We start from the raw sequence: 11558 nt of genomic DNA, 5'->3' as shown, positions 1-11558 counted from the left end.
GTCAGTCCTGCAGCTGAAAAGCAGAGGCCGAGAAGCGCAGTCTTCCATTCGCCGAGCACCGGCACGATCCGCGGCAGAACCAGCCCCATGACGAGCGCAGCACCGATGCCGTAAATGCCGAGCGACAGACCGATCTGTCCCTCGCTCCAGCCATAGCGATAGGTCGAGACGAACGCCCAGACCGAGGGATAGACGGCATGCGCCAGGAAGAACAGGAACATGACGAGGCTGACCCAGCCGATGCCGGGATAATGGCGCATCTGGCGCAACGCGCCGAGTGGATTGGCGCGTTTCCACTCGAACCGGCGGCGGTTCTTCGCCTCCAGCGTTTCGGGCAGCAGGAAGCAGGCGGCGATGAAATTGACAAGCGACAACGCAGCCGCGCCGAGGAACGGCACACGCGGGCCGAATTCGCCGAGGACACCGCCGACGACGGGGCCGATGGTGAAGCCGACGCCGAAGGCGATGCCGATCAGCCCGAAATTCTTCGCCCGGTTCTCCTCCGTGCTGATATCGGCGATATAGGCCGAGCAGGTTGCAAAGCTGCCGCCGCTGATGCCGGCAAGCACGCGGCCGACGAACAGCATCCAGAAGCTGCTGGCGATGCCGCAGATGAAATTATCGATCGCGAAGGTCAGCACCGAAAGCAACAGGATCGGCCGGCGGCCGAAACGGTCGGAGAGGTTTCCGAGCAGCGGCGCGAACAGGAATTGCATGCCGGCATAGACCAGCATCAGCCAGCCGCCGTCGATCGCCGCGTCGCTTACGCTGCCACCGGTCAGTTGCTCCAGATAGGCGGGCAGCACCGGCATGATGATGGCGATGCCGATAATATCGAGGAAAAGGATGATGAAGACCAGGAAAAGGCCGCGGCGAACGAATTTTGGGTCGAGCATCAGGCATCTCTACAGCGGTTGGTTCTGAAAAGACGATCTCGTCGCCGAGAAAGTGACATAGCTCAGAAAAGAAACCGAAACAATCCGTGAACATTTCAAAGTTTTTGATAATGTTCAACGGGAAATTTATGAGAGGCCTCAACCGGCGGGCGCGCGCCGTAGTTCCAGTTTCAGAAAATCGCCAGCCGCCCAGCGGATCGTCGGGCAATGCGTTCCCTTGCAATCGCCGCGACGGCATCCAGATCACAAGAGAAGACCGGGCATTGTGCATTTCCCCGCACAGCCTGTTCGACGTCGTCCGATTATCGCCCGAATACGAAAGCGGTAAAACGGCCTCCGGCAACGCCGCCCGGCGCGGATGCTGCGCGGAGCAGAAATAGGAGAAGACAATGCAGACCTATCGTTTGGGAAAGACCGGACCCGATGTCTCGGCCATCGGCCTCGGCTGCATGGGCATGTCGGGCATGTACGGCCCCTCCGATCGCGCAGAAAGCATCGCGACGATCCATGCCGCGCTCGATGCCGGCATCAACCTGCTCGACACCGGCGATTTCTACGGCATGGGCCATAACGAAATGCTGATCGGCGAAGCATTGAAGGGCCGCAGGCGCGAAGACGCCGTCATCAGCGTCAAGTTCGGCGGCCTGCGCGATCCCGTCGGCGGCTGGAGCGGCATCGATGCCCGGCCGGTCGCGGTGAAGAACTTCCTCAGCTATACGCTGCAGCGCCTCGGCGTCGACTATATCGACATCTACCGTCCCGCCCGCCTCGATCCGAACGTGCCGATCGAGGACACGGTCGGCGCCATCGCCGACATGGTCAAGGCAGGTTATGTCAGGCATATCGGCTTGTCGGAAGTCGGCGCCGACACGATCCGCCGCGCCGCCGCTGTCGCCCCGATCGTCGACCTGCAGATCGAATATTCGCTGATCTCGCGCGGCATCGAGGAGAAAATCCTGCCGACGACACGCGAACTCGGCATCTCGATCACCGCCTACGGCGTGCTCTCGCGCGGCCTGATCAGCGGCCACTGGCAGAAGGGCCAGGGTGGAACGGCCGGCGATTTCCGCGCCTACAGCCCGCGCTTCCAGGAAGGCAATATCGAGCAGAACCTCGCTCTGGTGGAGAAACTGCGCGAGATCGCCCAGGCAAAGAGCGTCTCGGTCGCCCAGATCGCCATCGCCTGGGTCGCCGCTAAGGGCAAGGATATCGTCCCGATCATCGGCGCTCGCCGCCGCGACCGACTGACGGAAGCGCTCGGCTCACGCGCCGTCGACCTGTCACCTGAAGATTTCGCCGTCATCGAACGCGCCGTGCCGAAAGACGCGGCCGCGGGTGGGCGTTACCCCGAGCATATGCTGCAGCATATGGACAGCGAGAAGTAAGCAAGGAGTGGAAGGGGCTGCGATGTGCTTTGTGCCATGCGCCCCTTCATCTCTCCTCAAACCGGTCCCGAGAACGTATCGCAGGCCGACAGCTGGCCGCTGTCGAAGCCGCGCTTGAACCATTTGACCCGCTGCTCCGAGGTACCGTGGTTGAAGCTTTCCGGCACGACATAACCCTGTGACCGCTTCTGCAGCGAATCGTCACCGATCTGCTGGGCTGCGTTCAGCGCTTCCTCCAGATCGCCTGACTCGAGCAGGCCCTTCTGCTGGGTATATTTGCCCCAGATGCCCGCAAAACAATCGGCCTGCAGCTCGACGCGCACCGACATCTTGTTGGCGTCGGCCTCGCTCATGCGCTGGCGCGCCTGGTTGAACTTCGGCAGAATGCCGAGCAGGTTCTGCACGTGATGGCCGACCTCATGAGCAACGACGTAGGCCTCCGCGAAATCACCCGAAGCGCCGAAGCGGTCGGAAAGCTCCTGGAAGAATTCGGTATCGAGATAGACCTTGCGGTCGCTCGGGCAGTAGAACGGACCTGTTGCAGATGATGCGGAGCCGCAGGCCGAGGCCGTCGCGCCCGAGAACAGCACGAGACGCGGCTCTTCGTAATTCTGGCCCTGCGCCTGGAAGATGCCCTGCCAGGTATCCTCGGTCTCGGCAAGAACGGTGCGCATGAATGCGGTCATCTCGTCGTTGGCGGGCGTGCGTGTTCCGCCGGACTGGCTCTGCTCATAGCCCGGGCCGCTCGTCGTGCCGCCGGTATCGAGCACCTGCAGCAGATCGATGCCCATCATCTTGAAGATGAAATAGATGACGACGAGGAAGATGATCGTGCCGATGCTCAAGCCCCCGCCGGCGCGGCGAACGCCGCCGCCGGAAGGAAAGTTGAAGCCACCGCCGCGGCCGAAACCGCCGCCGGTCGGACCGCCACGGCGATCCTCGATATTGTCGGACTGACGCCGGCCTCTCCATTCCATCTTCGCTCTCCCCGGCAACGCCCGTGCTTGCACTCAACGAGTTATATATCCGTCGGCGGCCGGAATTCCAGCGACTTCATCGGGCAATCAGGCGCCCGCGTCGGCGACGCAGCACGATTGCGATCAGGATCGAGCCGATCACCGCCGCGGCAAGGGCAGCCGGCCATTCCGCACCGGTGAAGACGACCGCATGCATGATCCGGCCAGGCAGGAAAGTGAACAGGCCGGCAAGGACGATGCCGCCGAAATAAAGGCCGGCGACGATGCGCTTGTGCAGACGGATATCGCCGCGACGAGCCGCCGCGATCGCATTCCAGCTGCCGAACAACGTTGCAATCGACAGAAGATGGATCGGGCTGAACCCGTAGAAGAGATCGAGTTCATGAATGAAGAAGCTCGATACCGCGGTGACAACCATCAGCGCCATCCAGATCCTGCCGAGCAGCCGGTGCAGCGGCGTGCCCTTGGGGCGCAGCAGGGTATAGGCGCCGAGAAGTGCCGCCGGCGTAACAGCAGTGACATGGATCTGAACGGCGAGCGGGGCGCCGAGGAGCGGTTCGAGGGTCACCAGCGACATCCGGTTGAATTCGATCCTTCTTTCCGCCAAGACTTCATCCGCCTCAATCCGAACCGCGCGAACGGCAGGAAAACTTCGTGATTCACCTCTTCTTGCAATCCACGCTTCGCGAATTGCAGGTCTTTCTCCACTCCCGGCGCTTCTGGGGAACCTTTGCCGCGATCGTCCTGCTCTTTGCCGTCACCGGCCCCTACGGCACGATGGAGAGCATGGCCTTCGGCGAACGCCTCGCCTACTGGCTGACCCTGCATGCCGTTGCCTGGACGATCGCCATTCTCTGCGCAGTCACGGCCGAAAGACTGCTGCAGGGAGTGATCGTTTCGATGTTCGCCCGCATGATGGCGGGCTCGCTCATAGCCGCCCTGCCGATCGGTTTTGCCATAGGCCTCGTCGACCATGTCTTCACCGGCGAAGCGACCACGCTGGAAAGCGGCCTGCAGCGCGCGCTTTTTGCGGTGCCGCTCTGCGCCCTCTTCTGCCTTTTGACCTATATGGCGATGAGCCAGAAAATCGCCGAAGCCGCAGCACCTCAGGGAACCAGCCCCGCAACCTCGATCCTCGACCGGCTGAAACCTGAGAATCGTGGCTCGCTGCTGCGCCTTTCCGTCCAGGACCACTATACCGAGGTGGTGACCAGCCGCGGGCGCGAACTGGTGCTCTTGCGTTTCGCCGATGCGCTGAGGGAAACCGCCGCAACGCCGGGCCTTCGCGTCCATCGCTCGCACTGGGTGGCCGACGCCCATGTCGAAAGCCTGAAACGCGACAATGGCAGGCTGCTGATCCTCACCGGCGACGGCACGGAAATCCCGGTCAGCCCCAGCTATGCCGAGGAAGTGCGCCGCCGCTTCACGTAAGGAAGAGGCGCCAAGCGCTTGACGGGACTCCCGCTTTCGCTCTTGCGGAAGCAGGGCGACGTCGAAATCCGAGCGCTGGTCGTGTCTGACGAGAAATAGCCCTTCGCGCCCTGTTGGATTCCTGTCGATTCCGCGATTTATGGGGTTCCGTTTGCAAATACATTTGCCTATAAGCCGCTTCTAGCCTGAAAAGACCCAGCATGCGCGACCCGACCCGGTGATCTCCCACCCTGGCCGGCTTTCTGCGCAGCCAGAAAACGGAAGCACTCATGCCGAAGCGCCAAGACATCAAATCGATCCTCATCATCGGCGCGGGACCGATCGTCATCGGCCAGGCTTGCGAGTTCGATTATTCCGGTACCCAGGCCTGCAAGGCGCTGAAGGAGGAAGGCTACCGCGTCATCCTCGTCAACTCCAACCCGGCGACGATCATGACCGATCCGGGCCTTGCCGACGCCACCTATGTCGAGCCGATCACCCCCGAAGTCGTCGCCAAGATCATCGCCAAGGAGCGCCCGGATGCGCTACTGCCGACCATGGGCGGCCAGACGGCGCTGAACACCGCGCTTTCGCTGAAGCGCATGGGCGTGCTCGACCGCTACAATGTCGAGATGATCGGCGCCAAGCCCGCCGCCATCGACATGGCCGAGGACCGCGCGCTGTTCCGCGAAGCAATGGCCCGCATTGGGCTGGAAACTCCGCGCTCGATGCTGGCGAACGCCACCGACATCAAGGACCTCGACCGCAAGACGCACGAGGCCGAGCGCGTCAAGCTGCGTGAAAGCCTCTCCGGATCCGACCTCGACAAGGCGCTGGACGAGTTGGAAAACCAGTGGAACCTCGGTGAGAGCGATCGCAAGCAGCGTTACATGAGCCATGCCATGGCAATTGCCGCCCAGGCGATCGACCATGTCGGCCTGCCCGCGATTATCCGCCCCTCCTTCACGCTCGGCGGCACCGGCGGCGGCATCGCCTACAACCGCTCGGAATTTTTCGAGATCGTCGGCGGCGGCCTCGATGCCTCGCCGACCACCGAAGTGCTGGTCGAGGAATCGGTGCTCGGCTGGAAGGAATATGAAATGGAGGTCGTCCGCGACAAGGCGGACAACTGCATCATCATCTGCTCGATCGAGAACATCGATCCGATGGGCGTCCATACCGGCGATTCGATCACCGTCGCCCCGGCCCTGACGCTGACGGACAAGGAATACCAGATCATGCGCAACGCCTCGATCGCGGTGCTGCGTGAGATCGGGGTCGAGACCGGCGGCTCGAACGTCCAGTTCGCCGTTAATCCGAAAGACGGCCGTCTCGTCGTCATCGAAATGAACCCACGCGTCTCGCGCTCGTCGGCGCTCGCCTCCAAGGCCACCGGCTTCCCGATCGCCAAGATCGCCGCCAAGCTCGCCATCGGCTATACCCTCGACGAACTGGATAACGACATCACCGGCGGCGCCACCCCCGCCTCTTTCGAACCGTCGATCGACTATGTCGTCACCAAGATCCCGCGTTTCGCCTTCGAGAAATTCCCCGGCGCCTCGCCGGTGCTGACCACCGCGATGAAATCGGTCGGCGAAGTCATGGCGATCGGCCGCACCTTTGCGGAATCGCTGCAGAAGGCGCTGCGCGGCTTGGAAACCGGCCTGACCGGCCTCGACGAGATCGAGATCCCCGGCTTTGAAGAAGGCGAATCCAGCCAAAACGCCATCCGCGCCGCGATCGGCACGCCGACGCCCGATCGCCTGCGCATGGTCGCCCAGGCGCTGCGGCAGGGCATGAGCGAAGCCGAAGTCCACGAGGGCTGCAAGATCGACCCCTGGTTCATCGCCGAGCTGAAGGCGATCGTCGAGATGGAGGCCCGCATCCGCGAGCACGGCCTGCCTGATGATGCCGCAAACCTGCGCATGTTGAAGGCCATGGGCTTTTCCGACGCGCGCCTGGCGACGCTAACCGGCAAGCGCCCGAAGGAAGTCGCCGAATTCCGCAACAGCCTGAACGTCCGCCCTGTCTTCAAGCGCATCGATACCTGTGCGGCTGAGTTCGCCTCGCCAACCGCCTATATGTATTCGACCTATGAGACGCCTTTTGTCGGCACCGCCCGCTCCGAGGCTGAAGTGTCGGACCGCAAGAAGGTTGTCATCCTCGGCGGCGGCCCGAACCGCATCGGCCAAGGCATCGAGTTCGACTATTGCTGCTGCCACGCCGCCTTCGCGCTGAAGGACGCGGGTTATGAAGCGATCATGATCAACTGCAACCCGGAAACCGTCTCGACCGACTACGACACGTCGGACCGCCTCTATTTCGAGCCGCTGACCGCCGAGGACGTGATCGAGATCCTGCGGGCAGAACAGGAAAAGGGTGAAGTCGTTGGCGTCATCGTCCAGTTCGGCGGCCAGACGCCGCTGAAGCTTGCCGAGGCGCTGGAAAAGAACGGCATCCCGATCCTCGGCACCGCGCCTGACATGATCGACCTTGCCGAGGACCGCGACCGCTTCCAGAAGCTGTTGATGAAGCTCGACCTCAACCAGCCGAACAACGGCATCGCCTATTCGGTCGAGCAGGCCCGCATGGTCGCCACCGAAATCGGCTTCCCGCTGGTCGTTCGTCCCTCTTACGTGCTTGGCGGCCGCGCCATGCAGATCCTACATTCGGAAGGCCAGTTGCAGAGCTACCTGCTCGATACCGTGCCGGAACTGGTGCCTGAGGATATCAAGCAGCGTTATCCCAACGACAAGACCGGCCAGATAAACACTTTGCTGGGCAAGAACCCGCTGCTCTTCGACAGCTATCTCAGCAACGCCATCGAAGTCGATGTCGACTGCCTCTCCGACGGCACCGACGTCTATGTCGCCGGCATCATGGAGCATATCGAGGAAGCCGGCATCCATTCCGGTGACAGCGCCTGCTCGCTGCCGCCGCGCTCGCTTTCGGTCGAACTGCTCGATGAACTCGAGCGCCAGGCCAAGGCCATGGCCAAGGCGCTCAATGTCGGCGGCCTGATGAACGTCCAGTTCGCCATCAAGGACGGCACCGTCTACGTTCTCGAAGTCAATCCGCGCGCCTCGCGCACCGTGCCCTTCGTCGCCAAGACCATCGGCGCGCCGATTGCCAAGATCGCCGCCCGCGTCATGGCCGGCGAGAAACTCGACGCGACCTTCGCCGCCTATGGGCAAAAGCCCGATCCTCGCAAGCTGAAGCACATCGCCGTCAAGGAAGCCGTCTTCCCCTTCGCCCGTTTCCCCGGCGTCGACACGCTGCTCGGCCCGGAAATGCGATCGACCGGTGAGGTCATCGGCCTCGATACCGATTTTGCGCTGGCCTTTGCCAAGTCGCAGCTCGGTGCCGGCGTCGAGCTGCCGCGTGACGGGACGGTCTTCGTCTCCGTCCGCGACGCGGACAAGCCGCGCGTGCTGCCGGCGATCCGCATTCTCGTCGAGCAGGGTTTCAAAGTGCTGGCGACCGGCGGCACTGCCCGCTTCCTCGGCGAAAACGGCATCACCGCCACCAAGATCAACAAGGTGCTCGAAGGCCGTCCACACATCGAGGACGCGATCCGCAACCGCCAGGTCCAGCTCGTCATCAACACCACCGATGGCAACAAGGCGATCTCCGACTCCAAGTCGCTGCGCCGTGCGACGCTGATGCAAAAGGTGCCCTACTACACGACGATGGCAGGCGCAGAGGCCGCCGCCCAGGCGATCAAGGCGCTGAAAGCCGGCAATCTGGAAGTGCGCCCGCTGCAGAGCTACTTCGCCTGAAATAATGCAGCGTTACCGCTCGATGAGCGGTGACGCTGCCCGCCGTTCAATCATCGCCTGCTGCATAATTCCTTAAATCGGAATCGATTTATCCAGCCGCTGCTATAAGCCGCTGGACTTTCAGCATATCTTCTCGAAATCGCACCATTTCTTCCGCTTTCAGCCGCTCGTCGGGAATACGTAGCAGATAGGATGGATGCACCGTCACGAAGAGCGTGCGCCTTTCGTCGATCGCGATCGCCTTGCCCCTGACATCCTGCAGCCGCTGCTTCGTATCGGTCAGCGCTGCAAGCGCCGTCGCCCCCATGGCGACGACCAGCTTCGGCTTGACCAGCGCCATCTCCAGATCGAGCCACCAGCGGCAATGCTTCACCTCTCCCATATTGGGCTTCTGATGGATGCGACGCTTGCCGCGCGACTCATATTTGAAATGCTTCACGGCATTGGTGACGTAAAGCGTTGAGCGGTCGATGCCCGCTTCAGTGATCACCTGGTCCAGCAGCCTGCCGGCGGGACCGATGAAGGGGCGCCCTCCAATATCCTCTTGGTCACCTGGCTGCTCGCCGACGAACATCACCTCTGCATCGCCCGGTCCCTCACCGAAAACGGTTTGCGTGGCCTTTGCATGAAGCGGGCAGCGGGTGCAGGCGGCAGCTTCCGCTCGCAGTGCTTCCAGCGTGCCCGCCGGCGCTTCGGGTTCAGCTGGGATGCTGCGCGCGGCTTCCTGCAGGCGATCGTGAAAAGGCAACGACTGGGTCGCCTCCCGTGCGGCCATGGCCCGCACCTTGCTCTCCGCCGATGCGATCAGCCCAGGGATGAGATCGGCTTCCGGCAGGTTCTTCCAGTATTTTTTCGGCATCTCCGCCTGCATCGCCTTCAGCTTCAACCGCGCCGGATTGAAAATGCTGGCGTAGTAGGTGCGCCAAAGGTCATCGGTAGCATCGGTGAGATTAGGTTTTTCGCACGGTTCGTCGCTCATCGTCAGCCGCTCGCCGTCCCAGGCGGCCGACCCCTTGGGCGTCGCAATCAGCCAGTCCATGTCGGTGAATCGCCGTTGGAAGAAGGGCGCTGTGCGCCTGACGATATGGTGATCCGGCTCGAACCAGGCGAGGAATTTTCGACGGCCTGCCGACACCGCACCAACCTCCTTGAAGCGGACGAAGGCCGTCATCTTGTGCGCGTCGCGCCGAACGTTTTTCGCCATCAGCCTGGCACGGGCGACGTCCTCGTCGGAGGTCACTTCAAGCAATTGCCGGTCGAGTTGCAGCCGCCAGAGCAGACGGTAAAGCAGGGAAAAGCGCGCCGGGTCGGAATGGCAGAGAACTGTCTCTGCCAGCTCGATGAAGGTGGGCGGCACTGTCATCGGCTTGCGTGCTGCGGCAGACGCAGGCGGCATGGCGTCGTGTTGAAACGCAAAACCCGGCTCAGCGCGTTTTTCGCGCCACTCGATCTCCTCCGGCAGGATGCCGGCGACCGCGAAGGCGCGCGCGGCGTCACGCCATTCGGCAAGCTCCCCGCGTCCTGCCAGCACGACCCGGCGCATCACAGCAACGACAATTGTTCGGGTTGCGGTTCGAACATGGCGCGAAGGTCGGGGCGGTCGATCAATCGGCGCGGCGACCAGCCTTCCGCCGAGATGAAGGACTGAACCTTCTTGATCGAAACGCCGAGCCGCTGGAGATCGTCGAGCCGCAACCGGCGAAAACGCCGCGCCGAAACGATCGATTTGACTGTCTTGGTGCCGAGACCGGGCACACGCAGCAACCGCTCGCGCTCGGCCTTGTTGATATCGACGGGAAATTCGGCCCGGTTGGCGAGCGCCCAGGCAAGTTTGGGATCGAGGCTGAGATCGAGCATGCCTCCCGCCTGGTTCGCGGTGATCTCGTCGATGCCGAAACCGTAGAATCGATAGAGCCAGTCGGCCTGATAGAGCCGGTGCTCGCGCATCAACGGCGGCTTGATTAGCGGCAGATTTTTCGACGAGTCCGGGATCGGGCTGAAGGCGGAATAATAGACGCGCTTCAGGCCGTAGCTGCTGTAAAGCCGGCCGCTGGTCGCAAGGATCGTTGCGTCGTTCGCGCCATCGGCGCCGACGATCATTTGCGTGCTCTGACCGGCCGGCACAAAACGGTGACGCTTCTTCGTCCGCAGCGTCGGTTCGCCCGCGGCCTCGATCTTCAGCCTCAGATCCCCCATCGATCGCCTGATATTGGCAGGCTTCTTTTCCGGCGCAAAGCGTGTGATGCCGTTATCCGTCGGCAATTCGATATTCAGCGACAGCCTGTCTGCATGAAGCCCCGCTTCCTCGATCAGACGCGGTGAGGCCTCAGGGATAGACTTCAGATGGATATAGCCGCGGAAATTGTGGCTCACACGCAGTTCGCGAACGATGCGGACCATCTCTTCCATCGTGTAATCGGACGACCGAATGATGCCGGAGGAAAGGAACAGGCCTTCGATATAGTTGCGGCGGTAGAATTCCAGCGTCAGCCAGATGACCTCCTCCGGTGTAAAGCGCGCCCGTTCGACATTGCTCGACGAGCGATTGACGCAATAGGCACAGTCGTAGATGCAGAAATTGGTCAGCAGTATTTTCAGAAGCGAAATGCACCGCCCGTCCGGGGCATAGGCATGACAGATGCCGGATCCCTCGGTCGAACCGAGCCCGCCGCTTGCCCGGGAATCACGTTTCACCGTGCCGCTGGAAGCGCAGGAAGCGTCATATTTCGCGGCATCGGAAAGGATGGCCAAGCGTTCTGTGAGCGACTTCTTCATTAGTATGTTCACTATATGTTCTTATAGATAGAGTCAATCAGGGCGATGTGATTTCTGCCCATTTTAAAGCCGCACCACCCGATATCGGGGCGGGCCGCGTTTCTTTTATGCGAATTTTCTGGAAATCGGCCTTGGCGATCTGCTATAAGCGTCCGACTAAGATTGTGGCACGGTTCCGAAGCTCCCCTTCGGGACCTGTTTTCTTTTGTGTTCGCCGCTGATTGTGCGGATACGAGGATTGAAGGACAGAAAAATGGTTGAAAAGGTACCGATGACACCGGGCGGTTTCGTCAAGCTGCAGGAAGAGCTGCGCTGGCGTCAGCAGGAGGAGCGCCC

9 protein-coding genes and 1 pseudogene are annotated in these 11558 nt (G+C 61.9%); 5 read left to right on the top strand and 5 right to left on the bottom strand.

Annotated elements, in window-relative coordinates; translation table 11 throughout:
- Positions 1-896, bottom strand: an 896-nt coding sequence (locus FY112_RS20575) for an MFS transporter (RefSeq protein WP_151519171.1), incomplete at its 3' end; no start/stop codon positions are given.
- Between the two features lie 86 nt (positions 897-982).
- Between FY112_RS20575 and FY112_RS20570 the strand changes: the two genes are divergently transcribed.
- Together FY112_RS20570 and FY112_RS20565 are read left to right on the top strand one after the other, a co-directional pair.
- Positions 983-1276, top strand: a complete 294-nt coding sequence (locus FY112_RS20570; protein WP_151519161.1) for a hypothetical protein — start codon at positions 983-985, stop codon at positions 1274-1276.
- A 9-nt stretch (positions 1277-1285) separates the two neighbouring features.
- Complete coding sequence (locus FY112_RS20565; protein WP_151519160.1) at positions 1286-2281, top strand: aldo/keto reductase; 996 nt, start codon at positions 1286-1288, stop codon at positions 2279-2281.
- 56 nt (positions 2282-2337) lie between these two features.
- Here the strand turns inward: FY112_RS20565 and FY112_RS20560 are convergent, their stop codons facing one another.
- On the bottom strand, positions 2338-3258 hold the full coding sequence (locus FY112_RS20560; RefSeq protein ID WP_151519159.1) for a neutral zinc metallopeptidase: 921 nt from the start codon (positions 3256-3258) through the stop codon (positions 2338-2340).
- Between the two features lie 76 nt (positions 3259-3334).
- Positions 3335-3865 carry a DUF2306 domain-containing protein gene (locus FY112_RS20555; protein ID WP_151519158.1) on the bottom strand — a complete coding sequence of 177 codons (531 nt, stop codon included), beginning with the start codon at positions 3863-3865 and terminating at the stop codon, positions 3335-3337.
- A gap of 47 nt (positions 3866-3912) precedes the next feature.
- On the opposite strand from FY112_RS20555, the gene FY112_RS20550 reads away from it, so the two are divergent.
- Together FY112_RS20550 and carB are read left to right on the top strand one after the other, a co-directional pair.
- The gene (locus FY112_RS20550) at positions 3913-4689 is read left to right on the top strand and encodes a LytTR family DNA-binding domain-containing protein (RefSeq protein WP_151519157.1); all 777 of its coding nucleotides are present in this window, start codon (positions 3913-3915) and stop codon (positions 4687-4689) included.
- Positions 4690-4958: 269 nt separating this feature from the next.
- The gene (carB, locus tag FY112_RS20545) at positions 4959-8447 is read left to right on the top strand and encodes a carbamoyl-phosphate synthase large subunit (protein ID WP_151519156.1); all 3489 of its coding nucleotides are present in this window, start codon (positions 4959-4961) and stop codon (positions 8445-8447) included.
- Between the two features lie 88 nt (positions 8448-8535).
- Here the strand turns inward: carB and FY112_RS20540 are convergent, their stop codons facing one another.
- Positions 8536-9990 (bottom strand): UdgX family uracil-DNA binding protein, encoded by a 1455-nt coding sequence (locus tag FY112_RS20540; RefSeq protein WP_151519155.1) that lies wholly within the window; start codon positions 9988-9990, stop codon positions 8536-8538.
- Positions 9990-11222, bottom strand: coding sequence for a putative DNA modification/repair radical SAM protein (locus FY112_RS20535; protein ID WP_151519154.1), 1233 nt, complete (start codon positions 11220-11222; stop codon positions 9990-9992). Before FY112_RS20535 ends, FY112_RS20540 begins: the two co-directional genes overlap by 1 nt.
- Positions 11223-11475: 253 nt before the next feature.
- On the opposite strand from FY112_RS20535, the pseudogene FY112_RS20530 reads away from it, so the two are divergent.
- A pseudogene (locus tag FY112_RS20530) lies at positions 11476-11558 on the top strand (transcription elongation factor GreA); the annotation flags it as partial.

It is taken from the genome of Rhizobium sp. PEPV16 (assembly GCF_008919455.1).
GTDB classification, from domain to species: domain Bacteria; phylum Pseudomonadota; class Alphaproteobacteria; order Rhizobiales; family Rhizobiaceae; genus Rhizobium; species Rhizobium leguminosarum_Q.
Note: the sequence above shows the minus strand (reverse complement) of the source record. Positions and strands in the feature narration are given on the sequence as shown.